Origin of the sequence: Vibrio rhodolitus (assembly GCF_003350325.1) — a bacterium.
Taxonomy (GTDB): Bacteria; Pseudomonadota; Gammaproteobacteria; order Enterobacterales; family Vibrionaceae; genus Vibrio; species Vibrio rhodolitus.
Window position 1 is genome coordinate 1 of the sequence record NZ_QLYZ01000006.1, and the last position, 26,549, is coordinate 26,549.

The following is a 26,549-nucleotide window of genomic DNA, read 5'->3' on the forward strand; positions in this document are numbered from 1 at the left end:
CGTGTTTTCGGAGCCACACTAATACTGTAGAACAACCTTGTATGCCGTACTTCTCTTGAGCCTGTTTATAAGTCAGTTCACCTCTTTCAACTTGGTCAACGACATCCAATTTAAAAGCGAGTGAATAGTCACGTTGGGTTCGTCTAGCTGCTGATTTCATAACACTCTCCAATTTTCTGATTGGGTTGTGTCAACCTTATTTAGGACGGGTCAATCGAATGAAAAAAGGGTGACGATAATCGTCACCCTTTTTATTTGTACAATGCGTTTCGCTAGTTAAAATTCCGTATTCCGTATTCCGTATTCCGTATTCCGTATTCCGTATTCCGTATTCCGTATTCCGTATTCCGTATTCCGTATTCCGTATTCCGTATTCCGTAAGCGAAGCGTTCCGTTATCTCTTACTTATCCATCTGCGCGTTATCAACGACGTGGTTTTCACCCAAGTCTTTTGGTAGCACTAGGTTAAGCACGATAGCGACGATACCACATAGGCTGATGCCTTGTAGGCTAAAATCACCGATGCCAAATGCCATGCCGCCAATACCGAAAACTAGCGTAATTGCTACGATAACTAGGTTGCGAGATTTGTGTAAGTCAACGTTGTTCTTGATTAGTGTGTTTAGACCCACAGTTGCGATAGAGCCGAACAATAGGATCATGATACCGCCCATTACCGGCATTGGAATGGTTTGTAGCACCGCACCAAGTTTGCCAACCAGCGATAGAGTAATCGCGGTTATAGCTGTCCAAGTCATGATAACTGGGTTGAAAGATTTGGTGAGCATTACAGCGCCAGTTACTTCTGAGTAAGTGGTGTTTGGCGGCGCACCGACCATAGAGGCTGCGATAGTGGCTAGACCGTCACCTGTGATAGTGCGGTGTAGACCAGGTTTTTTCAGGTAGTTTTTACCCGTTACGTTTGAGATAGCTAGCATGTCACCGACGTGCTCAACTGCTGGTGCAATTGCCACCGGGATCATAAATAGAATTGCGTTGATGTTAAATTCAGGCATCACAAACGCAGGCATAGCAAACCAAGCTGCTTGGTGAACAGGGGTGAAATCAACAATGCCGTAGAACAAGCTCAGTGCGTAGCCAACGACAATACCACCAAGGATTGGCATCAATTTTAGGAAACCGCGACTGAACACGCTGATACCAACGGTTGTCAGCAGTGACGCTGAAGAAATGATAAGCGCTGTATTTTTATCGATAACTTGCTCTCCGCCAGCCACACCTAGCGCCATGCTGACAGCATTCGGTGCCAAGCCAAGACCGATCACCATGATAACCGGACCAACTACCACAGGTGGAAGCAGTTTATGCACGATTTCGATGCCGCGAAGTTTAATTAAACCGCCTAGAGCAACGTAAACCAGACCTGCGACCATTAAGCCGCCCATTGTCGCCGGGATACCCCAAGCTTGAACGCCGTAAAGGATAGGAGCAATAAAAGCAAAAGAAGAAGCAAGGAAGATAGGAACAGAACGACGGGTAACAACTTGGAAGATCAGAGTACCGATACCGGCACCAAATAGGGCAACGCTTGGGTCTAAGCCCGTGAGAAGCGGGACCAGAACCAGAGCACCAAATGCGACGAAGAGCATTTGTGCACCTTGAATGGCATTTTTCATTGTTTTATTCCTTTATGGTGGTAAACAGTCCAAGTTTCACTGTATTTTGCTAGCTTATGAGCATTATTCGGCGAAATTATGGCTCAAAATAAAAATTCGCGGGATTTTATCACCACCGCAAACGATTTCAATCTGAACTGGATCAAATGTTTACGAAAATGTGGGCAAGGTCTATATCAATATTGTCAATAATCGGCTATCGACCTCAAAGTGCTCTGGAACAAATGTCATTTGGCAGAAAAATGTTTGAAGTTACAGTTGAGGTCAAAATTTGGTCAGGTTGCGCGCGCTTTTGTTGCTCACTCTTAATAAGTTGCTTATCATCAGCGATTAAATTGCAGTAATTGATACTAGGATAAATATGCGTTGTTTTGTTTTATTCGCATTGGGGCTAGTTGGCTTGCCAGCCTTCGCTCTTACCAATGTTGATCTGTACCAAACAGAAATTGTATTGGATCAAAGCATTGAGAAACCTGATGCGCAGGCGCGTATGCAAGGTATGCAAGAAGTTGTGGTGCGTGCTTCCGGGGTAACCGATGCGGTGAATAATCCGGTAGTACAAAAAGCACTGAAACAGAATTCTCAGTACGTAGCGCAACTGAGTTACGGCCAGCAAGGGGGTCAGCAAACGCTTAAAATGCGTTTTAATGGACCGCAAATTAACGCTCTGTTAAGTCAAGCACAACTGCCAACTTGGCCTGCGCAGCGTGCCAATGTGCTGGTTTGGCTGGTGGAAGAAACCACGTCAGAACGAGCGATTATCTGGGAGCATTCAAGCTCGACAACATTGGCGCAGTTGAAACAACAAGCGGCTGAGCGCGGTTTGCCGGTAACGCTTCCCGTTGGTGATTTCGATGATGTGACAGGTGTGAACATCTCTGATCTGTGGGGCGGTTTTGCTCTGCCCGTTGGTCAAGCCAGTCAACGTTACCCTGCTGATGCGGTGTTAGTAGTGCGCGCGAGCAATAATACTCTGCGTTGGACGCTCTATGACCAAGCGCCGAAGACCATTGGTGTTACCCGCCAAGCGCCTTTATCAGGTAGCAATAATGGCGCGGATGCTGCCGACAAGATGATCAACCAAATTAGTGACTACTACGCAAAACAAAGCAGTGTGGTGGTGGCAAGTGAGTCATCTGAAGCGATTGAAGTACGTTTTACCTCACTGGATAATGCGGTCGACTTCTTTGTCTTGGAGCGCAAACTTCAGCAGCTTAACTCGGTTGCCTCGCTTGATATCATGAAGATCCAAGGTAAAGATGTGACTTTCTTAGTTCATCTTCTAGCGACGCCTGCGGAGTTTGAACAGCAAGTGCTGCGTATGCGCGAAGCCAAGGCTATTGCGATTGAGCCAGTTCAGCCTGTTATTGTTGAACAGCCAGTTGTGACGGCGCCTGTGGAAGGGGAGTCGCTGGCTAGTAATCCAGCCGAACAAGCCTTGCCTGCGATTATTGAACAAGCGGCACCAGTGCAAGTTGAGCCTCAACCGGCGTTGATGTTTGAGTGGCAAGGCGGACATTACGCAGCGCCTACGCCAGTTGAAGAAGAGCAGGGCGAAGCAGTTGAAGAGAGTGTCGTAGAAACGGATATTGACGCCTAGTTTGATATCATGAAAAAGGTCTAGCATTGCTAGACCTTTTTTTTACTTGGTGCGTTACTTTTCGAACTTGGCGCGCTCTTTCTTTTCGACTTCCGACAAACGGGTTAATTTCATACCAAGTTCTTTGCCGCGAGTACGGGCATAGAGAATATTGCCGGCAAACGCAGCGCTGGTAAGAAGTAGTTCAACCACAGCGAGTAAACGCTCACCACCATCCACGTAGAGAATCGTTAGGGCGTGCAAAAAGTACAACATCAGAACGAAGTTGGCCCATGCGTGGGTATAAGGTTTACCAGCTAAGATCCCGGGTAGTGGTAACAGCAGTGGAATACACCAAGCAATAGCTAAGGTGGTACTGCTGATATGAGGATGCGGTGATAGCGATAGCTGCCAAATTGCCACCCAAGCGAGTAAACCTAAATTCGCCCCCAAAGCCAGTAAACGAAAGGCTCGGGTTGTCGGTTGCATATCATTAATCACGCTATCAGGCATAATCACTCCTTGATTAGTTTTAGTGCGGTGGTGGCCAGTCTTTTTCCAAGTTGCTGCGCAAGTTCACTTTCCTCAGTGGAAAGTGTGGTTTGAGTATGGTGGGCGACATGACTGGCGCCATATGGGGTGCCACCAGTTTGGGTGGTATGTAACTGTGGATGAGAATAAGGGATCCCCATCACTAGCATGCCATGGTGAAAGAGAGGCAGCTTCATACTTTGTAGCGTAGTTTCTTGTCCACCATGCAGACTGGATGAGGAAGTAAATACGCAAGCTGGTTTATCAATCAAATCGCCAGCCAGCCAGAGCGCACTGGTTTGGTCCCAAAAATGCTTAAGTGGCGCAGCCATATTGCCAAACCAAACTGGGCTTCCCATTGCTAGACCATCACACCGCTTGAGTTCATCAACGGTGATGATGGGATCTTGCGGCTCAGCCTCATTGGCGGAAAAGTCATCTACAGTGCGCAGTAGCGCTTCACACTGAGGGATAGATTCTATCCCTCGTGCGATTTGTCTAGCTAATGCTCTGGTTGAGCCGTGGCGACTGTAATAAAGAACAATTAGCTGGCAACTCATAAGATCTCTAAAACTTGTTCTGGTGGACGACCATGTTTGGCTTTGCCATTAGCGACCACAATTGGGCGCTCAATCAGTTTTGGGTTGGCAGCCATCGCAGCAAACAGTTTGTCATCTGATGCAGTAGCGAGCTCAAGCTCTTTGTAGATGTCTTCCTTGGTACGCATCATGCCGCGCACACTGTCTAGTTCGAGTTGTGCATAAAGCGTTTTTAGCTCAGCAATTGATGGTGCGGTGTCTAGGTACTTGATGACTTCCGGCTGGACATTATTCTCTTCAAGTAGCGCTAACGTTTGGCGGCTTTTTGAGCAACGAGGGTTGTGATAAATCACGACTGACATGGAACGTCTCCTATTTTTATTGTAATGCCATAAATCGATCACGTTGGACCATCAACTGGTCAATACGTGCATCGTATCTGGCTTGTTCTAGGCTGCCTAACTCAGCCATTTGACCTGCCTGAGTATAATACTGAATCGCTTTGTTCCAGTTGGCTTTTAAGGCAAGAATCTCTGCTCGGGCTGCTAAATCTTCTTGGCTATTACCGAGTTTGATATTGGCTTCAGAGAGCAAGTGCCAACCATTAACATCATTGCCATTGTCATGAGTATAACGTTGTAAAACGCGGATCGCCGGCTCGAACTTTTCTTGTGCGATAAGGCTATTGGCATAGTTAATCATTAATACTGGATTGTTGGGTTCTGACTTGAGCGCACGCTCTAACATGGCGCTGGCTTTTTCTGGCTGCTTTTGGGCAATGTAAAGGTCAGACAAAGCATCGAGATAGAAGCGATTGTAATTATCTTGCTGATAGAGCTTGGTTAAGATTGGCGCAGCTTTATCTAGCTGGTTATTGTCTAAGTAGACCAGAGCTCGTCCGTATTGCATTGCGGGTTTAATATCCGGCTGCGCTTTCTTCTCGGTACGCTCTAACCAATCTAATGCTGCATCAGATTTGATTCCCGCGTAGCGAGCGACAATGCGCGCGCGAGCCAAATGGTAATTGAGCGAAGGATTGACTCGCTTTGCTGGGTAAGTTTGCGCTCTTGCGCGCGTATCAGTGATACGGTCTTGTGGCAACGGGTGGGTCAGTAGCATCGGTGGCAGTGTGGTCGCATAACGGTACTCTTCCGCTAAGCGCCCAAAAAAGCGTGGCATGGCTCCAACATCAAAACCAGCTTTGGCAAGAGTGGCAATGCCGAAGCGGTCAGCTTCTTTCTCATTACTGCGGGTGTAGTTAATTTGTCCCTGCATGTTCCCCGCTGTAGTCGCCGTTATTGCGGCAATCCCTGCTTCAGGTGCGGCAATCGCCAGTAGCAAAGAGCCTGCGAGCGCAGCCATAGTCGCAGGTGAGCGACGCGCTTGCTCTTCCATACTGCGCGCTAAATGCCTTTGGGTAACGTGGGCAATTTCATGCGCCAAAACAGAGGCCAACTCACTTTCTGATTGGGCATGCAAAAACAATCCAGAATGCAGCGCAATGTAACCACCAAAGAATGCAAAGGCGTTGATGTTGCGGTCACGAATCATAAAGAAGGTGAAAGGCGTTTTGACGTCATCCGCGTTGGCCACCAACTGATGTCCTAATGTATCGATATATTCATTTAATACTGGGTCATTGATGATGGGAGCTCGGTTGCGCAGCATGCGCATATAGGCATCACCATATTGAAGCTCTTGGTCAATCGTCAGGGTGCTGCTGGCTGCGGTACCAATGTCCGGCAAGTCGAGGCTATTGGCCATCAATGGCGCAGAAGGAATACACAGTGTCGTCGCAATACAAAGGGCGATGAACGATCGCGTCTGTTTAAACATAGCTAGCTGGTTCGTTTCCTATACAAATGACGCACTTTGCTGTGGTCATAAAGACATTCCGTAGAGAGTTTGCTAAGCCTAGTAAGCGAATAGCGCTATGGGCTTGCTTTAATATAGACACTTTATTGGTGTGAGGGTTTCAAAGCAAATAAAGTTATTCGCTATCACCATCTTTGTCACTAACAAGCGGTTATATTTCGGCTTAGCTCCGCAGGGCGAGCAATTTTAAGCAGTTAAGTATACAATGAGCGGCTCATCCTGTTTATTCGGATATTGTCAGTTAGATGAAAGAACTAGATTTGCGGGAGCAGCGATGCCCCATGTCATTGTTGTTAGCCAAGCGTCACGCGATGGCGCTAGAACCTAATCAACAGCTGCAAATTTTGCTTACTGACGGTAGCTCTAAGTCAGATATTGTTCGCTTTTTAAGCCAACATTCATTTGATGTTGAATTAATGCAGCTCGACAACTATTACTCATTAAACGTGACAAGAGGGAAGCCTTAGATGTTAGAAATGGTGAGTCGTTGGTATAAACGACGTTTTTCTGATCCACACGCCGTCAGTTTAGTCGCAATCCTCCTATTCGGCTTTATTACCATTTACTTCTTTGGCAACTTAATCGCGCCTTTGCTGGTGGCGATCGTACTCGCATATTTGCTTGAGTGGCCAGTATCAAAACTGTCGAAGCTTGGTATTCCGCGCGCCTTGGCTGTGGTGATCACCATCCTTTCATTTTTCAGCCTGGCGCTGATTGCTCTGTTTGGCTTAGTCCCAACTATTTGGACGCAGGTCGGCAACCTTATCAATGATATTCCGAATATGTATTCGGGTTTGCAGCAGGTGATTGCTGAACTGCCACAAAAATACCCAGAGTTAGCTAACTTCCAAATTGTCGAGTCATTAGTCACGAACGCGAAAAACCAAGTGATCAGTGTCGGCGAGAGTGTGGTTAAGGGCTCGCTTGCTTCTTTGGTGAGTTTAGCAACCTTAGCGGTGTACTTGATCCTTGTGCCTTTGCTGGTGTTTTTCTTGCTAAAAGATAAACAAGAGATGATCGCAATGGCGAGCGGCATGTTGCCGCGTAACCGTAAACTTGCAACTAAGGTGTGGGACGAGATGAATGAGCAAATCTCTAACTACATTCGTGGCAAGGTAATGGAAATCTTAATTGTTGGTGGGGTCAGTTACGTTACGTTCGCAATTTTGGATTTACGTTACTCCGTGTTGCTGGCGGTTGCGGTGGGCTTTTCTGTATTGATCCCTTATATCGGTGCGGCGGCAGTCACGGTGCCAGTCGCGATAGTCGGTTTGTTCCAATGGGGGCTTTCACCTGAGTTCTACTATCTATTAATTGCCTACGGCATTATCCAAGCTCTGGATGGCAACGTTCTGGTCCCAGTGTTGTTTTCTGAAGCGGTGAACCTTCATCCGGTGGCGATTATTGTTGCCGTGCTGGTGTTTGGTGGGCTGTGGGGCTTTTGGGGTGTGTTCTTTGCTATTCCTCTAGCAACCTTGGTAAAAGCGGTTTGGAATGCGCTGCCAGGACCAGATGAAAGCGAGGCTCAAGTGAGCAAATAGTGAGACTTTCAGTCCAAATAATTAAGCCAACCTTATCGAGGTTGGCTTTTTTTATGCAACTAATACAAGAGCTTAATATATGATTCTTACTTTCTAACAAAATACTAGGTGATCTAGGTATAAACTTTGGCAAAAACTAGCCGATAACACTGGTGTAGCTGGTTTTTTTATGAGGTAAAAATGAAGTTCAGCCAAAAAATTGTAGCCGCCTCTTCGGCACTGCTTTTCGTGACCGTCGCGGCATTGTCTATTCAGCAGTCAATGCTGGTAAAAGCAGAAGTTGAAAATCTAGTCAGCACCAGCTTAACCGATATTGAACAAGAGCTTAGCCGTGCGGTAAGTTCGGAAATGGAAGCAAGCCGCAAACTGGCTCAAGCGACAACGCAGATGATTGAGCTTAATCCAAACGATCAAGCTTATGTTTCGTCTGTATTAGAAACCCCAGTAGTTAAGAACGAGTTTATCGTTGTTGGTGCCGGTTATGAGTCAAATGGGCAAGTTATCGAAAACGATGATGCTTGGGTTGTAGACTCAAGCTATGAAACCCGCACTCGTCCTTGGTATCAAGATGCTAAGTCACAAGGTCGTTTGATTGTGACGGAACCTTATGTAGATTCATCGACCAACAACGTGGTTATTTCTATTGCTATGCCGATGCGTGACAAGAGCGATTTTCTTGGCGTTGTCTTTTATGACATGGAGTTAACCGCGCTTGCTGAGAAAGTAAACCAAACCAATCTGTTTGATGCCGGTTACTTGTTTATAGTCGCTCAAGACGGCACCACGATTGCCCACCCTGATGCTAAAAACAATGGTCAATCGATCGCGAAATATCTTCCACAAGTGGTAGTCAAAGAGGGTGAACAGCGTTTTGAAAAAGACGGCAAGCCTTATTTAGTTCGCTTTACTAAAGTTGCTTCAGAAGGTTGGTATGTTGGTTCGCTGCTTGATGAATCGGTTGTGATGGCAACGATTGATGAGATGCGCACTAGTACCATTATCTACGTGTCGATTGCCTTGGTACTGAGTGTGCTTGGTTTGTCGCTTCTAATTAAAGCGCTGATGCGCCCGCTTAATGAACTTAATCTAGCGATTCAAGATGTTGCATCTGGTCAAGGTGACCTAACCAAACGTCTAGATACCAACACTGATGCGGAATTTGCTCAGTTGGCGAAAGGCTTTAATACCTTTACCGAAAATTTGCAGCAGCAAATCATTCATTCAAAAGAGATTGGTGCGAGTATCTTAGTCGGCACTGAGCAATCTTATGTAAATGCTCAAGACGCCTCGCGTGCGGTTGGCAGTCAATTGGAAGAGCTTGAGCAACTTGCAACAGCGATGCATGAGATGTCGGTAACCGCATCAGATGTCGCCAATAATGCCCAAGGCGCCGCTGAGGCAGTAAAAGAAGCGGAACTGGTCACAGACCAAGGCTCAACGGTGGTAAGTGATACTACTGAAGCGATCAGTCAGCTGTCGCTGCGTGTTGATCAAGCGGTGGAAGAGGTAGCAGGGTTAGCTTCTGCCACCAATAACATTGAAACCATTCTTAAAGTGATCAATGACATCGCAGATCAAACCAACTTGTTAGCACTCAATGCTGCGATTGAAGCAGCCCGTGCGGGTGAATCTGGCCGTGGTTTTGCGGTAGTTGCCGATGAAGTGCGTACACTGGCGCAGCGTACTCAGCAATCGACCACTGAAATTCGTGGCATGATTGAGCAACTTCAATCTGGAGCAAGTGCGGTTTCTTCGGCGATGAGTGAGAGCAAATCAACCGCGGATATCGCGGTTGATAAAGCGCAGCAAGCCAATGAATCACTGCAAGCTATTCGAGCGATCATTCAACGTATCACAGATATGAACTTACAGATTGCCTCTGCAGCAGAAGAGCAAAGCTTGGTAGCAGAAGAGATCAACAGTAATACTGTGCGTATTAAAGATCTGACTACATTAGTTTCTGATGCCGCGCAGCAATCAAGTGTTGCGATGGAGCATCAAACGGAAAGCGTGCGTCAGCAAGATGAGCTATTGAACAAGTTTATTGTCTAGGGTCTAGATAAAATAAAACGCCAGCGAATTCGCTGGCGTTTTTGTATTCTGTTCGGGAAAATTATTTCTCGTTTAAGTAGTTAAGCACGACTTCATGATGGTCTTTGGTCTTGAACCTATTGAACACATGCTCAATCACACCGTTTTCATCAATTAAGAAGCTGATGCGGTGCAGACCGTCGTACACTTTGCCCATAAATTTCTTTTCGCCCCATACGCCGAACTGCTCAGCTACCGCGTGATCTTCATCAGAGAGTAAAGTGAAGTTGAGGTTATCGCGTTCGATAAATTTACCTAAGCGTTTTACCGGATCGATACTTACACCCAATACCACGACATTATGTGCATCAAGCTCTGCTTTGGTATCGCGTAGTCCTTGTGCCTGAACCGTACAACCTGGAGTCATCGCTTTAGGGTAGAAGTAAAACAACACCTTTTTGCCAGCAAAGTCGGCGAGAGTCACAGTGTTGCCGTCTTGATCTAAGAGAGAGAAAGCTGGTGCTGGTGAGCCAGCGGTAAGCGTATTCATGATAATTCCTTTATTATTGGCTGTTTTTTATGAAATTCAGAGAACCTTTTACGTCAAGCTGACGGCAGAGATCAGTAAACTCTTCTTGCAGTTGCATTAGGTTAAACTCAGAGTCGACCGAGGCGGTTAAGGCAAGATGAAACTGGTCGTGTTGAGCTTCAAGCTTCTCTTTGTCGATGGTTTGCGCGCTAAGAGAAGAAAGGTCGATTTGCTTGCTGGCAAAGAAATGGGTGAATTTTTCGGTTAACCCGACTTTGTCATCCGACTCGATAAAGGCTTCTAAAGTGTAAGCTTTATCTTGATGCGCGTGTTTTGCCGTGCGCTTCATTATGGTGATTAGATCTTGCTCTTGTCCCAGCAGTGGTAAAGTGGTCTCGACGCGAGTAATGGCGCCATTGCTTCCTGAAAGCAGCATGATCAGCGTAAACTCACTACCAAACAGTGCAATGCGGCTGTCGACAATATTACAACCAGACTGCGTGACCAAACGCACGACTTGATCGCATACACCAGGGCGGTCACTTCCTACCGCAGTAATTACCAGATGTTGAGTCATACTATCACTTCAATTTTGTTTTGCTTATTAGGCAGGTACTTTAGCATAGTTATTGCTGCTGAAAATGGCGAGAATGATCATTTTATTCACATTTGCTCGCGTTTATGTAGAAAATTCTCAATGTGTTGGAATTTACTATGCCAACTATTCGGGCAAAAGTTGGCGCACAGATGAGTAATAGAGTAAGGCTTGAAGATTGGCGATAAGCGCTAGTGAAACTGTTACTTTTTATTCATGCGCAAGTGGTGGGCAGAGCAGAATTGGCGCTAAGACAATTTGACCTAGGTCTTAATTCTGCGGCTTGAGTGGAATTAGTCCGCTATATTGAGGCAAATCGGTGACTTAAGGGGCGTTAAGCGCTTGTCTTTTTTCATCTCGATACAGTACCATGCAGAAAGTAATAAAATATCGGAGAAGGACATGTTTTCAGGAAGTATCGTAGCGCTTATAACCCCATTTACTCAAGACGGCGAAGTAGATTACGTTAGCCTGAAGAAACTTGTAGATTTTCACGTCGAAGCTGGCAGTGACGGTATCGTTGCAGTAGGCACCACGGGTGAGTCTGCAACTTTAACTATCGAAGAGCATGTCAAGGTAGTGCATAAAACGGTTGAGTTTGCAGAAGGTCGTATTCCTGTTATCGCAGGCACTGGCGCAAATGCAACTCATGAGTGTGTGACGTTTAGCCGTCTACTAAATAACTCAGGTATCGTTGGATGCTTGAGCGTAACGCCATACTACAACAAGCCAACGCAAGAAGGTCTCTACCAGCACTACAAAGCAATTGCGGAAGAAAGTGAAATTCCACAGATTCTATACAACGTACCTGGTCGTACTGCGGTTGATCTGCAGCCAGAGACGGTTGCACGCCTAGCTGAAATTGAAAACATCGTTGCGCTAAAAGATGCGACGGGTGATTTGAGCAGAATTGCAAAACATCGTGAACTTTGTGGCGAAGATTTTATCTTACTAAGTGGCGATGATGCGACAGGCTTGGATTTTGTCCGTCTTGGTGGTCAAGGTGTGATTTCAGTAACGAACAACTTGGCAGCGAAAGAGATGGCGACCATGTTCCGTCTTGCCAGAGAAGGTCGTTATGAAGAGGCTGAGATTATCAACCAACGTTTGATGCCGCTACATAAGAATCTATTTGTTGAGTCGAGCCCAATCCCAGTGAAGTGGGCAGCGCTACAGATGGGATTGATTGAGTTTGGTGGTCTACGCTTACCGCTAACCGAGCTTTCTTCAGCGGCTGAGCCTATTGTGCTTAAAGCTATGCAAGATGCAGGCATCTACTAAATATTAAGGATTGCTGAAGCTTAATGCTTCAGCATTTGTTTATCAGGAGTTTCAATGAAGTTGTCATCCCAGCTAGTCGTTAGTTCACTAGCTGTTTTTGTTTTAAGTGCATGTTCTGGTGGTGCTGATCAGCGTCGTCAAGCGGACAATGACTTCGACTACCTAAATACCCCAGCTTTGGTGGATTGGACCCCATTGCCGGGCACTGAGGTTCGTCACTACACTAACTACCTTATCCCGCAAGGTGACTTTAAAGGTGGTGTAGGTAACCAAGTAGATATTCGTCCACCTCAGCAAGTACTTGAGCTGATCCCTGGCGCGCGTGTTGAACGTGCAGATGGCAACGTGGCAATTTGGCTACTGAGAAAAGACGAAGCAGACCGCGTTTGGCAAACGGCACAAACCATGATTGCAGAGCGCGATCTTAAAGTGCGTGAACAGAGCGATACGCGTATTGAAACAGAGTGGGTTACTTGGGTTTCAGAAGATGAATCTGCGCCGTTAAGTGCTCGTTATGAGCTGACGCGTGGTGAAAGCAATGGTCGTCAAGTGATCGTACTTGCACTGATCGATTGGCGCCAAGGTAATGATGAAGTTCCGGTTACTTATACCAACAAAGAACGTTACAGCGCTTTGATGGCGAACCTGATCACTGCTCGCTACGATTTAGATGTTCGTCTAGAAGCCGAGCGTCAAGCGAATGAGCTGGTTAAGCAGATCCCAATCACCATGGGTACGGACCGTTCTGGTCTACCAGTGATTATCGCGCGTTCATCATATGATGTGCTGTGGGCTCGTTTACCGAAGATTTTGCCTGAGATGGGCTTTAAGATCGAAGAACGTAACCAATCTCAAGGTACGATCAAAGCGAAGTACTTTGAGCCTGATGATGAGTTCTGGCAAAAAGTGGGCGTGAAGCCAATCGCGCTTAAGTCAGTGACTTATACCTTCCTCTTTGGTGATCTAGGTAACCGTACCTCAATTAACGTGACGGACCCACAAGGTAAGCCAGTTGAAGAAGAGTTGCTAAAAGACATGGTGCCAGTATTGGCAGCAATGGCAAAACAGCATCAGTAATCTCGATGAATAAAAAAAGCTGACATGATGTCAGCTTTTTTTTGTCTCAATAATAGTTGGCTTATAGCACCATGGCGGCAATCCAACCAAAGGCAATCAAAGGTAGATTGTAGTGGATAAAGGTCGGTACAACCGTTTCCCAAATATGCTCGTGTTGCCCATCAGCATTTAGACCCGATGTTGGACCTAAGGTTGAGTCTGACGCCGGTGAGCCTGCATCACCTAGCGCGGCTGCTGTACCAACCAGTGCAATGGTTGCCATTGGCGAGAAGCCAAACGCAAGTGAGAGTGGTACGTAGATCGTCGCGATAATTGGAATGGTTGAGAACGACGAACCGATACCCATGGTCACTAGCAAACCAACTACCAACATAAGCAGTGCTGCTAGCGGTTTATTATCACCGATACTAGTCGAGAGAGCTTGAACCAGAGTTTCAACGCCACCAGTTTGCTTCATTACTGCCGCAAAACCCGCCGCTGAAATCATAATAAAGCCGATCATTGCCATCATGTGTACGCCTTTAGTGAACACATCATGGGTCTCTTTCCATGCAATCACGCCACCAAAAGTGAAGACCATAAAGCCAGCAAGGGCACCGATAATCATTGAACCCGTTGTCAGCTGTACCGCCAGCGCTGCCACAATACCAAGCCCTGCCACAACAATGTTTTTCTTGTTGATTTCCTGAGTTTCCTGGCTCGCTTTGGTGTGACTTGTTTCAGCGTATTCACGTGGTTTACGGTAACTGACGAAAATCGCAGTCAACAAACCAAATACCATGCCCGCTGCTGGTAGTAGCATTGCGGTTGGTACTTGTGATGCCACCACGTCTAAGCCGTTATCATGCAGGTTTTTCAGCAGGATGTTGTTAAGGAAAATACCACCAAAACCAACAGGAAGAACCATGTAAGGCGTGATTAGACCAAAGGTTAATACACACGCAATCATACGGCGGTCTAGCTTAAGCTTGGCAAACACCGCTAACAAAGGTGGGATCAAAATTGGGATAAAAGCGATATGCACAGGGATCACGTTTTGTGATGACATAGTCACTAGGACTAGCGCGAATAACATACCGTATTTAAGACCGGTCGTTGAGGCGCTATTTTCTTTGCCATTGAGGCGGCGAATAACACTATTCGCTAACAGATCAGTGATACCTGAGCGAGAAATCGCAACAGCAAAAGTACCTAACATCGCGTAGCTTAATGCAATGGTCGCACCACCACCTAAACCACTTTCAAAAGCGGAAACCGCTTCATTTAAGCTCATGCCAGCGACTAAGCCGCCAACGATAGCACTAAAGGTTAGCGCTACGACAACATTAACCCGCATTAGGGCGAGTATCAGCATGATACATACAGATATTACAACAGGATTCATAGTTAACTCTTTCTTGTGTGTTTGCGTTTATTATTGTGTTTTTTCTGTTTCATCGCTGACAAGTGGCCAGCCACCTAAGGCTTTCCATTTGTTGACGATTCCACAAAATAGCTCTGCGGTTTTTTGCGTATCGTATAGTGCAGAGTGGGCTTCTTTGTTATCAAAATCCATCCCCGCGGCTTTGCAAGCTTTAGCCAAAACGGTTTGACCGTAAGCAAGACCACTTAACGCGGCAGTATCAAAGGTCGCAAAAGGATGGAAAGGGACACGTTTTAGGTTGCTACGTTCACTCGCTGCCATAACGAAGTTATGATCGAAAGTGGCGTTGTGAGCAACAATAATCGCACGGCTACAATCTGCCGCTTTTTGCTCCTTGCGCACAAGCTTATAAATTTCCTTCAAGGCTTCTGATTCTGCTATTGCACCACGCAGTGGGCTAAACGGATCGCGAATGCCGTTAAATTCAAGAGCTTCTTTAACTAAGTTTGCCCCTTCAAAGGGCTCAATATGGAAATGAAGCGTCGATGCTGGATGGAGATCGCCATGCTCGTCCATTTTTAATGTGACGGCACAAATCTCTAAAAGTGCATCGGTTTGGGCGTTGAATCCCGCGGTTTCGACGTCAATCACTACCGGGAAATACCCACGGAAGCGTTTTTTAAGCGTCAAAGCTTCATTTTCAATAGTCATATTCTTTTACATTTGTGTGACAAGGCTTGCATTATTGCAGATTCTTGATGCAATACCAATCAAGATTACTTTGCAATTAAGCAAGGTAAGCTGGTTATGATTCAAGCTGTGAGCAATCAGCCACTATCGTTGGGACGAGATTGGACAAACTTAGCGCAACTGCGCAGCGATAGTAAAAGTTGGCGGGAATATTGCTTCTGAACTAGTGGTATTATCCTATGAGCGACAGGATAGGCAAATTAGTGCCGTAATCACTCAACACCAGAGAAATGAATAGAATGAAGAATCGGATTGTAAGCAGCTTAGCATGTACGATAGCTATCCTGAGCACCAACACTTGGGCGATGGATAAGTATTATGGTGCATCACCAACACAATCCCAGTGGCAAATGGTGGTTAATAACCCTTTGCAATGCCAACTCGTGCATCCTATTCCCAATTTTGGCGACGCGGTATTTACCTCTAATGCGAGCAAAAAAATTAACTTAGATTTCGAGTTAAAGATGAAACGTCCAATGGGCGAAACTCGCGATGTCTCGTTGGTATCTATGCCGCCAGCTTGGCGACCTGGCGACAGCGCTGATCGCATGACCAATTTACGCTTTTTTAAACAGTTTGATGGTTATGTCGGTGGGCAAACTGCGTGGAGCATTCTGAGTGAATTAGAGAAAGGGCGCTCACCAACGTTTAGTTACCAAGAGTGGCAAAGTGGCGACCGACGTGTCGAAGTGGCCATTTCATCGGTACTATTCCAGCAAAAGTACAATGTCTTTAGTGATTGTATTGCCAACTTGCTGCCTTATAGTTTTGAAGATATCGCCTTTACGATTCTTCACTACGATCGCTCCAGCGTGCAGCTTAATAAAGCATCGCAGAAACGTTTGTCGCAGATTGCCGAGTATATTCGCTACAACCAAGATATTGATTTGGTGTTAGTCTCAACCTACACAGGTTCAGAAGACAGTAAGAGTGAAAGCCAAGCCCTGTCTGAGCAGCGTGCGGAAGTGATGCGTGATTACTTCAAGTCGATTGGCTTGCCAGAGGACCGTATTGAGGTGCAAGGCTATGGTAAACGCAGACCGGTGGCAGATAACGCTTCGCCGCTGGGTAAAGATCGCAACCGACGCGTGGTCATTTCACTTGGTCGCACTCAGGTCTAACAATCAAAGACAAAGAAAAACCAGCGTTCATCGCTGGTTTTTTATTAATGACTAGTGACCAAAATAGGAGTTAATTTAACTTGAACTTGGCGATCAAGTTGCAGTTAGTCGCGGTATCGATATCCTGGACTAAGCGAGCTATTTTCGCATTAGGGTGACGTTTCATAAACTCGACCAAGGCTTTCTTACAGCAACCCATTGAGGTGACAAAAGCATCACAATCGGAGTTAGGACATTGGGGAACAAGCGTGAGTACTTTTTCAGAGGCCAACTTAAGGTACTTTAGCTCATACTTAGTGTCACCAATGGTGCGCCAGAAAGAGGCTAGGTTGTGACAAGAGATAACCGAGATCATAAGTCTATCTTCCACCTCGATCTCAACCGACTCGCTAATTTGCTCGCTTAAGGTAAGCGCTTGTTGATAGTGCAAAACACAACGTAAATGGTCATGCTCTTGCAATGCAATGTCAGCAAGTAAGGTGTGTTTCTCCCAGTCTGAAATCTCCATTTCTCCAACCTCATTATGAAACGTGAGGTAAGATTAAATGATAACCATTATCATGTAAAGCAAAAATAAAAGGACAGCGAGTGCTGCCCTAGTACTAGCATGAGTTGGCTTGGTTTAGTTTAGCCTTCAAGACCTGCTGATGCGTGAGAGTTTTGGATCAGCTCAATCATGTAGCCGTCAGGGTCTTTAACAAACGCAATGTGCGTGGTGCCACCTTTAACAGGACCTGGCTCACGAGTGACGTTGCCGCCTGCCGCCTTAATGGTATCGCACGTCGCGTAGATATCATCTACACCGATAGCGATATGACCAAAAGCGCTGCCCAGATCGTATTCGCTAGTGCCCCAGTTGTAGGTCAATTCGATTACTGCACCTTGAGATTCATCACCATAGCCCAGAAAGGCAAGGGTGTATTTGTATTCGGTATTCTCATTTTGGCGCAGTAAGGTCATGCCCATGACCTCGGTGTAAAATTGGATAGATTTGTCTAAATCACCTACGCGAAGCATAGTATGTAAGATACGTCCGTTTGACATTGTTCACTCCAGTGTTGGTTAGTTCGGCAAATATTAGCACGAATCTCGTTCAATCTGTCAGCCGCATTTTGGGGCTTGAATTTAGCTAAACTTCTGTTTTTTCTTTATATTCACACAAATCTTCAATAATGCAGCTACCGCAGCGAGGCTTGCGAGCTACACAGGTGTAGCGACCGTGCAAAATAAGCCAATGGTGAACATCTAGTTTGAATTCTTTCGGTACGACCTTGAGCAATTTCTCTTCAACTTGATCGACATTTTTGCCCATCGCGAACTTAGTGCGATTGGAGACGCGATAAATATGCGTATCGACGGCAATTGTCGGCCAGCCAAAGGCAGTATTTAAAACCACGTTGGCGGTTTTTCTGCCAACGCCAGGAAGCGCCTCTAGATCTTCTCGGTTTTCAGGAACTTCGCCATTGTGTCGCTCAAGCAAGATTTTACAGGTCTTAATTACGTTCTCGGCTTTGGAGTTAAATAGACCTATGGTTTTAATGTACTCTTTGACGCCATCAACGCCCAAATCAAACAGGGCTTGTGGGGTATTGGCAACAGGGTAGAGCTTGTCGGTTGCCTTATTGACACTGACATCCGTTGCTTGAGCTGAGAGCAAAACGGCAATCAGTAATTCAAATGGCGTACTCCAGTTGAGCTCTGTTTGCGGGTTGGGGTTGTTGTCCCTGAGCCGCTTAAGAATTTCAATACGCTTGGTATTATTCATTTGTTAGCTGCTTCTTGTGTATGACCGAGCAGAGGATCAGTGAGATAAAAGTGAAGCATCTCTTGATATCAGCTGGCTATTGTTATTATGGGTGTATAAAAAAGCTCACTGCGAAGAGTGAGCTTTATAGGTTAATTGGTTACGCGAGCGCGCTCAATAGTTGGTTTTTGTTGTTTTGGCTGACGCTGAGCAAGCTTTTTGTCGATCACGTTTTTCAAGGCAATCAAAAAGCCAACCCCGATAAACGCACCCGGCGGCAACAGTGCGAGCAAGAAGCTGTTATCGAACTGGAAAATTTCGATACGCAGTACTTGAGCCCAATCGCCAAGCAATAAATCTGCTCCGTCAAATAGTGTGCCGTTACCGATGATCTCACGCATTGCGCCGAGCACCACCAGAACGCTGGTCATGCCAAGTCCCATCCAAAATCCGTCAAGAGCAGCAGGCAATGGGTCATTTTTGGAAGCAAATGCTTCAGCACGACCAATAATGATACAGTTGGTTACGATCAGAGGAATAAAGATCCCCAGTGAAAGGTACAAACCGTAGGCATAAGCGTTCATCAACAACTGCACGCAAGTTACTAGCGCAGCAATGATCATCACAAACACCGGAATGCGCACTTCTTTTGGCACATAATCACGTACTAAGGAAACGGTCACATTTGAGCCGACCAAAACCAACAGGGTCGCAATGCCTAACCCAAGTGCGTTGGTGACGGTTGATGAAACAGCTAGTAATGGACACAGACCAAGTAATTGAACGAGGGCAGGGTTGTTGTCCCACATGCCATCTTTAAATAGCTTTTTAGTATCAGCCATGAGTACCTCCGCAACCACGTGGTTGAGTGAGTAGTTGTTCACGATTCTGGTTAATGTAATCGACAGTACGTTTTACCGATCTGACCACAGCGCGCGGTGTGATTGTCGCGCCAGTAAACTGATCAAATTGACCGCCGTCTTTACGTACGTGCCAACTCGCTTCATTGTCTGGCGTGGCTTGCTTACCCGTAAAACTCAAAATCCAGTCGCTGACACGCAGATCGATTTTATCCCCCAACCCCGGAGTTTCTTGGTGGGAAAGAACACGAGTACCAGTCACGGTACCATCTTGCTTAACCGCGACAATGATCTTAATTGCACCGTTGTAACCATCAGGTGCAATAGCTTCTAGTGCAATTGCGGTTGGTTGACCTTGTAACGTTGCAATATAAGCCGGCATCGGCGCGTCAGTACCAAGTGCAGGATCTTGGACAAGTGTGCAAGCTTCATATAGCACATTGTCGTGCATCTCTTGCGGGATCACTTGGTTTAATACCGAGAGTAACTGTTTTTGCTCTTGGATTTGAATTTGGTCTTTGGTTAAGTATTGAGTCAATGCGACTAAACCGGTCGATGCACATGCAAAGATAGCCAATACCACCCCGTTTTTACGAATTGCGTTTAACATGGCTTACCTCAGTGTCCGTAAGTACGTGGCTTAGTGTAGTAGTCGATGAGCGGTACACACATGTTTGCCAGTAACACTGCAAATGCGACGCCGTCAGGGAATCCACCCCAGCTACGAATGATAAACACCATAGCACCGATGAAAGCGCCAAAGATTAAGCGACCTTTAACTGTCGTTGAGGCAGAAACTGGGTCTGTGGCAATAAAGAAAGCGCCAAGCATGGTTGCACCAGAGAACAAGTGAACCATTGGTGAAGCAGTTTGGTCAGGCGTCAATAGCATAAACAAACCACTCATCACAAATAGACCCGCTAAGAAACTAACCGGGATCTGCCAACTGATCACGCGAAGTTTAATCAGTGCAATTCCACCAATAAGATAGGCAAGGTTCACCCACTGCCAGCCAAGACCTGCAAATGCACCAAACTGCGGTTGAGACATGGCTTCGCTTGCTGTTTGACCTGCCACTATTGCGGTTTTAAAGCTGTCTAGCGGGGTTGCCATGGTAATGCCATCAATGCCAGTACGGATCTGTTGCAGTGACAGTCCTTCGACATTAAAGCCAGTAAAGATCAACGAAAACGCGTCTACCATGCTGATTGGCGTAGCTTGCAGCTCTTGTGGCGAAATCCAGCTTGTCATTTGTACTGGGAAAGAGATCAGCAACACCACATACGCAACCATTGCTGGGTTAAATGGGTTTTGACCAATACCACCGTATAAGTGTTTGGCGATCACAATCGCAAACACTAAGCCAATTGTAATTACCCACCAAGGTGACAAGGGTGGAATCGCAATCGCCAACAACCAAGCGGTGACTAGGGCGCTGTTATCGCGCAGCGCCGACATTGGTGGGCGCTTACGAAGCAACATTACGATTGCTTCAAGACCAAGTGCAATGATGATCGCCATGACTAATTGGATCACCGTGCCCCAACCAAAGAAGTAAGTTTGGGTGATAAGACCAGGCAAAGCACAAAGCGCTACCCATTTCATAAGATCAGGAGTGCTTCTGCGGCTATGCGCATGGGGTGAGCTGGCAATAAAGAAGGCCACTACTCTTTCTCCTCAGATTGTTTTTGTTGTTCTTGTTGTGCTTTACGTGCCTTTGCGCGCGCAATGGCAGCAGCGACTGCAGCTTTTTTCGGATCGTCTTGCTTAGATTCGGCTTCAGCTTCGACTGCTTCAGTTTCAACGCTATCAGCCTCATCCGCTTTGGCTTCTTGCTCAGCTTTGCGCGCTTTAGCGCGAGCAATGGCAGCAGCGACTGCAGCTTTTTTCGCATCGTCTTGCTTAGGCTCGGCTTTAATGGCTTCAGTTTCAACGGCATCAGCGTCGTCCGCTTTCGCGTCTTGCTGTGCTTTGCGTGCTTTAGCGCGAGCGATGGCAGCAGCAACTGCAGCTTTTTTCGCATCGTCTTGCTTAGGCTCGGCTTTAATGGCTTCAACTGCGACTGATTCAGTTTCAACAGCATCAGCGTTATCCGCTTTGGCTTCTTGCTGTGCCTTGCGTGCTTTAGCGCGAGCGATGGCAGCAGCGACTGCAGCTTTTTTCGGATCGTCTTGCTTAGGTTCGGCTTTAACGGCTTCAGCTTCGACTGCTTCAGTTTCAACGGCATCAGCGTTATCCGTTTTGGCTTCTTGCTCTGCTTTGCGTGCTTTAGCGCGAGCAATGGCAGCAGCGACCGCAGCTTTTTTCGCATCGCCTTGCTCTGGTTGCGAATCAGTCGCGTCAGTCTTATCGGCTTGCGCTTCTTGCTCTGCTTTACGCGCTTTGGCGCGGGCTACCGCAGCGGCAACTGCTGATTTTTTATCGCCAGCAGCATTCTCGCTTTCGTCACTGGCTTGCTGCTGAGCTTTTTTCGCTTTAGCACGAGCAATGGCTGCGGCAACAGCGTCTTTTTTGTCTGCTGTGCTAGTGCTGTTATCTGCTGTATCAGCGCTTACTGGTTGTTTTTCAGCCTTGCGTTCGCGCGCTTGACGTTTACGTTCTTCACGTAGTTTCGCCATTTCACTGTTGTCTGGCTCAGTTTGTCCCTGCTGCAGTGCTTGGGCTTGTTTTGCCTTCGCGCGTGCAATGGCAGCCGCGACAGCCGGTTTAACATTGGCTTCTTGGCTTGGCTCTTGGGTTTTCTGGGCTTTAACACGTGCAATAGCTGCCGCGATCGCATCATCTCCGCCGGAATCTTTCATCTCTTTGCGACGATCATCGGCAGCTTTCTTAAAGCGGTTTTCACGTTCCGCTTTGTCGCGTTCCATACGTGCTTTTTTGTTTTCAAAACGCACACGCGCACGCTCAGATGCATCCGCTTCTTCTTTACGAATGCGGATCTCAGCTTTAGCTTGGCGATAGTACTGAACAAGAGGGATTTCACTTGGGCAAACAAAGGCACAAGCACCACACTCAATACAGTCTTTGATGTTGAGCTCTTCACATTTATCTAGCTCTTGCGCTTTCGCATGCCATTGCAGTTGCTGAGGTAACAGCGATGCCGGACAAGCTTCAGCACACTGACCACAGCGAATGCAAGCCATTTCGTATTGATCGGTTGGGATCTCACGACGGGTTGGCGCTAAAATACAGTTCGCTGTTTTAGTGATTGGCACGTCGGTGTGTGGCAAAGTAAAGCCCATCATCGGTCCACCCATAATTAGGCGTGGCGATTTCTTATCGGCTTTATAGTCAAACTCATTAAGTAGCGCTTGTACTGGTGTGCCGATCAGTGCCCAAACGTTTTTTGGCTGCTTAAAGGTGTTCCCCGTCAGCGTGACGATTCGCTCAATCAAAGGTTCGCCATGGATAACTGCGCGCTGAATCGCATACAGGGAGCCAACGTTTTGCACCAATAAGCCAATATCAGCGGGAATGCCGTTGTTTGGTACTTCTTTATTGGTCAGCACTTTGATTAACTGCTTTTCACCACCCGAAGGGTATTTGGTCGGAATGACGCGAATAACAATATCTTTGTCTTGAGCGGCAAGTTCAAGTGCTTTAATGGCTTGGGGTTTATTGTCCTCAATACCAATAATGGTGAGCTTAGGCTTAAGAATGTGCTCAACAATATCAATGCCTTGAATGACTGCTTGGGCATACTCTTGCATCAACACATCGTCGGCGGTGATGTAAGGTTCGCATTCAGCGGCATTGACGATAAGGATTTCAGTACGACCTAGCCCCGATTGAATTTTTTTCGCGGTTGGGAAGCCAGCGCCGCCCATACCAGAGACACCTGCTTGACGAACAATTTCGATCAAGGCTTCAGGCGTCATACTTTGGTAATCAGCAACAGGATTGCGCTCAATCCATTCCTCTTGATTATCGGGTTCAATCACCACGCACATTTCAGATAAACCTGAAGGGTGGGCGGTAGTACGAGGTTCGATAGCCGTGACAGTACCGGATGTTGGTGCATGCACAGGCAACATAAAGCTGGTGTCGTATTTGGTTAGTGGCTGACCTTTTAGTACTCGCTCGCCAACAGAGACAATTAAGTTGCCTGGTTGACCAATATGCTGCTTGATTGGCAACACAAGTTGGTTGGCTATCGAAGCTCTGGCTAAAGGTGTCTTAAGTGACTGCAGTTTATTTTCTGGTGGATGAACCCCACCAGGAAAGTCCCAAAGAGCGCCATTTTTGATTTGTTTAATTAGTGGCTGCATACCAGTCCTTAATTCACACTTTTCTGCACAGAGGCAGAATCGGTCACATCAACAACAGGAATGGCGTTTAGTTGCCACTTCCAATTCGCTGTAGTCGTAGCTACAGGGATCATCTCGATACAATCCGTTGGACAAGGCGATACACATAAGTCACAGCCAGTACACTCATCCTTAATCACAGTATGTACCGCTTTGGTACCACCGACGATCGCATCGACCGGACAGGCTTGAATACATTTGGTACAACCAATACACATATCTTCATGAATAAACGCGACAGTTTTAACCGCCTCATCAAGGTTGTGTGCAGACTCGGTTGCTTCAACGCCCATTAGATCAGCCAGCTTTTCAATCGTAGCTTGACCGCCCGGAGGACATTTATTGATTGCATCACCATTGGCAATCGCCTCAGCATAAGGGCGACAGCCTGGGTAGCCACATTGACCGCACTGTGTTTGCGGCAAAATCTCGTCGATCTGGTCGACAATCGGGTCACCCTCAACTTTAAAACGAATTGACGCAAAGCCGAGAATGGCACCAAAAACAGCGGCAAGTACCGCGAGTGCGATAATCGCGATTAGTATTGAACTCATTACAGCTTCACCAAACCTGTAAAGCCCATAAAGGCAAGGGACATAAGACCTGCGGTGATCATTGCAATAGAGGCACCCTTAAATGGGGTCGGTACGTCTGCAACTGAGATACGCTCACGCATTGAGGCAAAGATGATTAACACCAAAGAGAAACCAACTGCTGCACCAAAGCCGTAAATGATCGACTCGATAAAGTTGTGGTTTTCATTGATGTTAAGTAGCGCGACACCGAGCACGGCACAGTTGGTCGTGATCAGCGGTAAGAAGATTCCCAGCAGGCGATAGAGCGTTGGGCTGGTTTTGTGCACCACCATTTCAGTAAACTGAACCACCACGGCGATCACCAGAATAAAGCTCATGGTACGCAAATATTGCAGCCCAAGTGGGGCAAGAATATAGCTTTCCACTAAATAGGCACACACTGACGCCAGAGTTAGAACGAAAGTGGTCGCTAACCCCATGCCAATAGCAGTTTCTAATTTCTTAGAAACCCCCATAAATGGACATAAGCCCAAGAACTTCACCAGTACAAAGTTGTTCACCAGCACAGTGCCGACCAACAACAAAAGATATTCGGTCATAATTTTTTATTTAAAGAAATCCGATCCCGATATTATCCCGCTTTGCTTGCTTAATAACAACCAAGGAAAGATAAGGTTTTAGGTTGTTGAGTAAAAATTATACGCAAAATACGTGCTAAAAGAGCGGAAAACGTTTCCGTGCGCCACGCAGCGTGAGATGGAATGTTGCGCAAAACCACTATAACTGAAGCAATCCAATTACATTGAAATAACAAATGACCGTCGGTAGCGAGAGGCATTAAACAAACTTTACAATACGCCTTCTTTTCGTGTTGCTTCTGTGAAGTTGTACTGAAAACGAAAATGACAAAAAACTTACTATCTGCAAGGTTTTAGTTTAAACGTTGTCATCAAGGAGTTTGATGTGTTTTTGATAGAATTTTTAGTTGTTTTGGGATGTATTTTAATTGGTGCTCGGATCGGTGGTATCGGTCTGGGTGTAATGGGTGGTATTGGTCTGGCGATCTTAAGCTTTGTCTTCGGTCTAAAACCAACCAGTCCGCCAATTGATGTAATGCTAATGATCATGGCAGTGGTTGCTGCGGCAGCGGCGATGCAAGCGGCTGGTGGTCTTGATTATCTGATTAAAGTGGCGTCTAACATTTTACGTAAGAACCCTCGCCAAATTACTTTTATCGCCCCGCTTGTTACGTGGTCATTCACTTTCTTAGCGGGTACTGGTCACGTAGCTTACTCAGTGCTGCCAGTGATTGCTGAAGTAAGTCGTCGTAGTGGTATTCGTCCTGAGCGTCCACTCGGTATGGCGGTAATTGCCTCTCAGTTTGCTATCGTTGCTAGCCCAATTGCCGCTGCAGTGGTTGCATTAGTGGCATTCCTTGAGCCGCAAGGCATTACTCTTGCTGACGTTCTGATGGTAACTATTCCTGGTACGTTCCTTGGTCTTGCATCTGCTTGTTTAATTGTGAACAAACTAGGTAAAGAGCTAAAAGACGATCCTGAATACCAACGCCGCATGCAAGATCCAGCTTTCCGCAAAGAGATGGAAGAAGAGACTCAAGTAGAAGAGATCGAAATTCGTCCAGAAGCGAAACGCGCGGTTGGTCTGTTCCTATTTGGTGCATTGGCAGTGGTTATCATGGGTGCATTCCCATTCCTAAGACCAAACTTTGATGGTTCACCAATGGGTATGGCACATACGATTGAAATCATCATGTTAGCAATGGGTGCTTTGATCATCCTAATCTGTAAACCAGATGGCAATGCGATTACCCAAGGTTCAGTTTTCCACGCGGGTATGCGTGCGATTGTGGCAATCTTTGGTATTGCATGGCTTGGCGATACTTTTATCGGCGGTCACGATGTGATGGTTAAAGAAGCGGTATCGGGTATGGTGGAATTGGCACCATGGACCTTCGCCTTCGCACTGTTTGGTCTTTCTGTGATGGTTAACAGCCAAGGTGCAACTACGGCAGTATTGGTACCAGTAGGTATTATGCTGGGTCTACCACCTGAAGTGATTATCGCGACTTTCGTGGCGGTAAACGGTTACTTCTTTATTCCAAACTACGGTCCTATCATCGCGTCAATCGACTTTGACCGCACGGGCACGACTAAGATTGGTAAATACATCTTTAACCACAGCTTTATGATCCCGGGTCTACTGAGCCTAGTGTTCAGTATCATCTTTGGCTTTATCTTTGCTGGTATGGTGTTGTAATCGCTGCAGACGGAGTCTGTCACCCTGATTCAAGGGATAGTTGATAGCAATAGTTGATAACAAAGGCGCCTTCGGGCGTCTTTTTGCTGTTTGCGAGTTAGCAGAGGGGAGACCGTGAAAAATAGATATAAAAAAGCCGCGTCAAAGGACACGGCATTTTTATGGAATTTGGCTCCTCCTGCTGGGCTCGAACCAGCGACCTGCGGATTAACAGTCCGTCGCTCTACCAACTGAGCTAAGGAGGAATTGCATTAAGCGGGGCGAATCTTATCTATAGCCCTTTTTTCTGTCAATAGTTTTTATCGGTCAAAAATAAAAATTAGCGAAGAAAAATAACTTTACTTTTCGCTACCCCGCGTGGTTATTGGGCTGCAAT

26 protein-coding genes, 1 tRNA gene and 1 pseudogene are annotated in these 26,549 nt (G+C 46.5%); 8 read left to right on the top strand and 20 right to left on the bottom strand.

Annotated features, from left to right (window positions below; translation table 11 throughout):
* Positions 1-160, bottom strand: a pseudogene (locus tag DPF93_RS07880) (IS3 family transposase); the annotation flags it as partial.
* A gap of 241 nt (positions 161-401) precedes the next feature.
* Complete coding sequence (locus DPF93_RS07885) at positions 402-1,637, bottom strand: uracil-xanthine permease family protein (protein ID WP_114765671.1); 1,236 nt, start codon at positions 1,635-1,637, stop codon at positions 402-404.
* Between the two features lie 361 nt (positions 1,638-1,998).
* Here DPF93_RS07885 and DPF93_RS07890 point away from each other — a divergent pair, with 361 nt between their 5' ends.
* Positions 1,999-3,237: a DUF2066 domain-containing protein gene (locus DPF93_RS07890; RefSeq protein WP_114765672.1), complete on the top strand. Its 1,239-nt coding sequence runs from the start codon at positions 1,999-2,001 to the stop codon at positions 3,235-3,237.
* A 54-nt stretch (positions 3,238-3,291) separates the two neighbouring features.
* On the opposite strand, the gene DPF93_RS07895 is transcribed toward DPF93_RS07890, so the two are convergent.
* The 4 genes from DPF93_RS07895 to bepA are packed head-to-tail and all read right to left on the bottom strand — an operon-like array spanning position 3,292 to position 6,122.
* Entirely contained in the window at positions 3,292-3,729 is a 438-nt protein-coding gene (locus DPF93_RS07895) for a DUF2069 domain-containing protein (protein WP_114765673.1), read from the bottom strand.
* A 2-nt stretch (positions 3,730-3,731) separates the two neighbouring features.
* Positions 3,732-4,307, bottom strand: coding sequence for an NAD(P)H:quinone oxidoreductase (wrbA, locus tag DPF93_RS07900; RefSeq protein WP_114765674.1), 576 nt, complete (start codon positions 4,305-4,307; stop codon positions 3,732-3,734).
* A complete protein-coding gene (gene arsC / locus DPF93_RS07905; RefSeq protein ID WP_114765675.1) occupies positions 4,304-4,648 on the bottom strand; it encodes an arsenate reductase (glutaredoxin) in 345 nt (114 codons plus the stop codon). Before arsC ends, wrbA begins: the two co-directional genes overlap by 4 nt.
* 16 nt (positions 4,649-4,664) lie before the next feature.
* Positions 4,665-6,122 (bottom strand): beta-barrel assembly-enhancing protease, encoded by a 1,458-nt coding sequence (gene bepA / locus DPF93_RS07910; protein ID WP_114765676.1) that lies wholly within the window; start codon positions 6,120-6,122, stop codon positions 4,665-4,667.
* Between the two features lie 284 nt (positions 6,123-6,406).
* On the opposite strand from bepA, the gene DPF93_RS07915 reads away from it, so the two are divergent.
* The 3 genes from DPF93_RS07915 to DPF93_RS07925 all read left to right on the top strand — a co-directional run bounded on the left by DPF93_RS07915 (position 6,407) and on the right by DPF93_RS07925 (position 9,754).
* Complete coding sequence (locus DPF93_RS07915; protein ID WP_114765677.1) at positions 6,407-6,628, top strand: sulfurtransferase TusA family protein; 222 nt, start codon at positions 6,407-6,409, stop codon at positions 6,626-6,628.
* Positions 6,629-7,702: an AI-2E family transporter gene (locus DPF93_RS07920; RefSeq protein ID WP_114765678.1), complete on the top strand. Its 1,074-nt coding sequence runs from the start codon at positions 6,629-6,631 to the stop codon at positions 7,700-7,702.
* A gap of 180 nt (positions 7,703-7,882) precedes the next feature.
* Complete coding sequence (locus DPF93_RS07925) at positions 7,883-9,754, top strand: methyl-accepting chemotaxis protein (protein WP_114765679.1); 1,872 nt, start codon at positions 7,883-7,885, stop codon at positions 9,752-9,754.
* Positions 9,755-9,815: 61 nt separating this feature from the next.
* Here the strand turns inward: DPF93_RS07925 and bcp are convergent, their stop codons facing one another.
* Together bcp and DPF93_RS07935 are read right to left on the bottom strand one after the other, a co-directional pair.
* Entirely contained in the window at positions 9,816-10,283 is a 468-nt protein-coding gene (gene bcp, locus DPF93_RS07930) for a thioredoxin-dependent thiol peroxidase (protein WP_114765680.1), read from the bottom strand.
* A 13-nt stretch (positions 10,284-10,296) separates the two neighbouring features.
* Entirely contained in the window at positions 10,297-10,839 is a 543-nt protein-coding gene (locus DPF93_RS07935; protein ID WP_114765681.1) for a glycine cleavage system transcriptional repressor, read from the bottom strand.
* Between the two features lie 420 nt (positions 10,840-11,259).
* Here DPF93_RS07935 and dapA point away from each other — a divergent pair, with 420 nt between their 5' ends.
* Positions 11,260-12,138 (top strand): 4-hydroxy-tetrahydrodipicolinate synthase, encoded by an 879-nt coding sequence (gene dapA, locus DPF93_RS07940; RefSeq protein ID WP_114765682.1) that lies wholly within the window; start codon positions 11,260-11,262, stop codon positions 12,136-12,138.
* A gap of 54 nt (positions 12,139-12,192) precedes the next feature.
* Positions 12,193-13,215: an outer membrane protein assembly factor BamC gene (gene bamC / locus DPF93_RS07945; RefSeq protein ID WP_114765683.1), complete on the top strand. Its 1,023-nt coding sequence runs from the start codon at positions 12,193-12,195 to the stop codon at positions 13,213-13,215.
* Positions 13,216-13,276: 61 nt separating this feature from the next.
* Here bamC and DPF93_RS07950 read toward each other — a convergent pair whose 3' ends face one another.
* Entirely contained in the window at positions 13,277-14,599 is a 1,323-nt protein-coding gene (locus DPF93_RS07950) for a Na+/H+ antiporter family protein (protein ID WP_114765684.1), read from the bottom strand.
* Positions 14,600-14,629: 30 nt separating this feature from the next.
* Positions 14,630-15,289 (bottom strand): ribonuclease T, encoded by a 660-nt coding sequence (gene rnt, locus DPF93_RS07955; protein ID WP_114765685.1) that lies wholly within the window; start codon positions 15,287-15,289, stop codon positions 14,630-14,632.
* A gap of 278 nt (positions 15,290-15,567) precedes the next feature.
* Here rnt and motY point away from each other — a divergent pair, with 278 nt between their 5' ends.
* Positions 15,568-16,449: a flagellar protein MotY gene (gene motY / locus DPF93_RS07960; protein ID WP_114765686.1), complete on the top strand. Its 882-nt coding sequence runs from the start codon at positions 15,568-15,570 to the stop codon at positions 16,447-16,449.
* A gap of 70 nt (positions 16,450-16,519) precedes the next feature.
* Here the strand turns inward: motY and DPF93_RS07965 are convergent, their stop codons facing one another.
* The 9 genes from DPF93_RS07965 to rsxA form a co-directional block, all read right to left on the bottom strand.
* On the bottom strand, positions 16,520-16,957 hold the full coding sequence (locus DPF93_RS07965; protein ID WP_114765687.1) for a DUF2753 domain-containing protein: 438 nt from the start codon (positions 16,955-16,957) through the stop codon (positions 16,520-16,522).
* Positions 16,958-17,076: 119 nt separating this feature from the next.
* Entirely contained in the window at positions 17,077-17,493 is a 417-nt protein-coding gene (gloA, locus tag DPF93_RS07970; protein WP_114765688.1) for a lactoylglutathione lyase, read from the bottom strand.
* An 85-nt stretch (positions 17,494-17,578) separates the two neighbouring features.
* Complete coding sequence (gene nth, locus DPF93_RS07975; RefSeq protein WP_114765689.1) at positions 17,579-18,214, bottom strand: endonuclease III; 636 nt, start codon at positions 18,212-18,214, stop codon at positions 17,579-17,581.
* 131 nt (positions 18,215-18,345) lie between these two features.
* Positions 18,346-19,035 (bottom strand): electron transport complex subunit E, encoded by a 690-nt coding sequence (locus tag DPF93_RS07980; protein ID WP_114765690.1) that lies wholly within the window; start codon positions 19,033-19,035, stop codon positions 18,346-18,348.
* Positions 19,028-19,663, bottom strand: a complete 636-nt coding sequence (gene rsxG / locus DPF93_RS07985) for an electron transport complex subunit RsxG (RefSeq protein WP_114765691.1) — start codon at positions 19,661-19,663, stop codon at positions 19,028-19,030. Before rsxG ends, DPF93_RS07980 begins: the two co-directional genes overlap by 8 nt.
* 8 nt (positions 19,664-19,671) lie before the next feature.
* The gene (rsxD, locus tag DPF93_RS07990) at positions 19,672-20,718 is read right to left on the bottom strand and encodes an electron transport complex subunit RsxD (RefSeq protein WP_114765692.1); all 1,047 of its coding nucleotides are present in this window, start codon (positions 20,716-20,718) and stop codon (positions 19,672-19,674) included.
* On the bottom strand, positions 20,718-23,321 hold the full coding sequence (rsxC, locus tag DPF93_RS07995) for an electron transport complex subunit RsxC (RefSeq protein ID WP_114765693.1): 2,604 nt from the start codon (positions 23,319-23,321) through the stop codon (positions 20,718-20,720). The genes rsxD and rsxC overlap by 1 nt, the downstream gene beginning before the upstream one ends.
* 8 nt (positions 23,322-23,329) lie before the next feature.
* Complete coding sequence (rsxB, locus tag DPF93_RS08000) at positions 23,330-23,914, bottom strand: electron transport complex subunit RsxB (protein ID WP_114765694.1); 585 nt, start codon at positions 23,912-23,914, stop codon at positions 23,330-23,332.
* Positions 23,914-24,495 (bottom strand): electron transport complex subunit RsxA, encoded by a 582-nt coding sequence (gene rsxA / locus DPF93_RS08005; RefSeq protein WP_114765695.1) that lies wholly within the window; start codon positions 24,493-24,495, stop codon positions 23,914-23,916. The genes rsxB and rsxA overlap by 1 nt, the downstream gene beginning before the upstream one ends.
* Positions 24,496-24,859: 364 nt before the next feature.
* Between rsxA and DPF93_RS08010 the strand changes: the two genes are divergently transcribed.
* A complete protein-coding gene (locus DPF93_RS08010) occupies positions 24,860-26,173 on the top strand; it encodes an anaerobic C4-dicarboxylate transporter family protein (RefSeq protein WP_114765696.1) in 1,314 nt (437 codons plus the stop codon).
* 169 nt (positions 26,174-26,342) lie between these two features.
* Here DPF93_RS08010 and DPF93_RS08015 read toward each other — a convergent pair.
* Positions 26,343-26,418 (bottom strand) — tRNA-Asn (locus tag DPF93_RS08015).
* Between the last annotated feature and the right edge of the window lie 131 nt (positions 26,419-26,549).